Annotated in this window: 1 protein-coding gene; it reads right to left on the bottom strand. The window is 76.5% G+C overall.

The window, feature by feature from the left end; genetic code table 11:
- Positions 1 to 404, bottom strand: a 404-nt coding sequence (locus tag I6F37_RS42885) for a glycosyltransferase (protein ID WP_225154812.1), incomplete at both ends; no start/stop codon positions are given.

Here is a 404-nt window from a genome sequence, read left to right as displayed (position 1 = left end):
GTGGGGGAGGAGCGCCAGCTGGGGCACGCGCTCGAAGACCCGGATGCGGTCCGAGTCGGGCGGCACCGCGACGCGGGCGGGTGGCGCCACGACCACGACCTGGAGGTCGGGACGGCTGTCGGGCCCGGAGAGCGCCTCGACGACGGTGGCGAAGAACCGGTCGCCGACCTCGGCGTTGACCGTGCCGAGCGAGACCAGCACCCGCCGCCGGGAGGGGTCGAGCCACTCCCACGGGAACGGGCTCGGCTCGGGCCGCTGGTCGATCGAGGGCCCGACCCAGCGCACGGGCCCGGCCGCGGCCGGGAGGCCGGTGGCCGGCCCGAACAGGGCCTCGGTGGTGAAGGCCAGGACGAGCTGATCGGAGAAGCGGAGGTCCCCGCTCGTGGCCACGTCGGGCTCGACCC

This window comes from Bradyrhizobium sp. NBAIM08 (assembly GCF_020193935.1).
Taxonomy (GTDB): domain Bacteria; phylum Pseudomonadota; class Alphaproteobacteria; order Rhizobiales; family Xanthobacteraceae; genus Bradyrhizobium; species Bradyrhizobium yuanmingense.
This window is presented reverse-complemented; position numbering and strand designations above follow the sequence as displayed.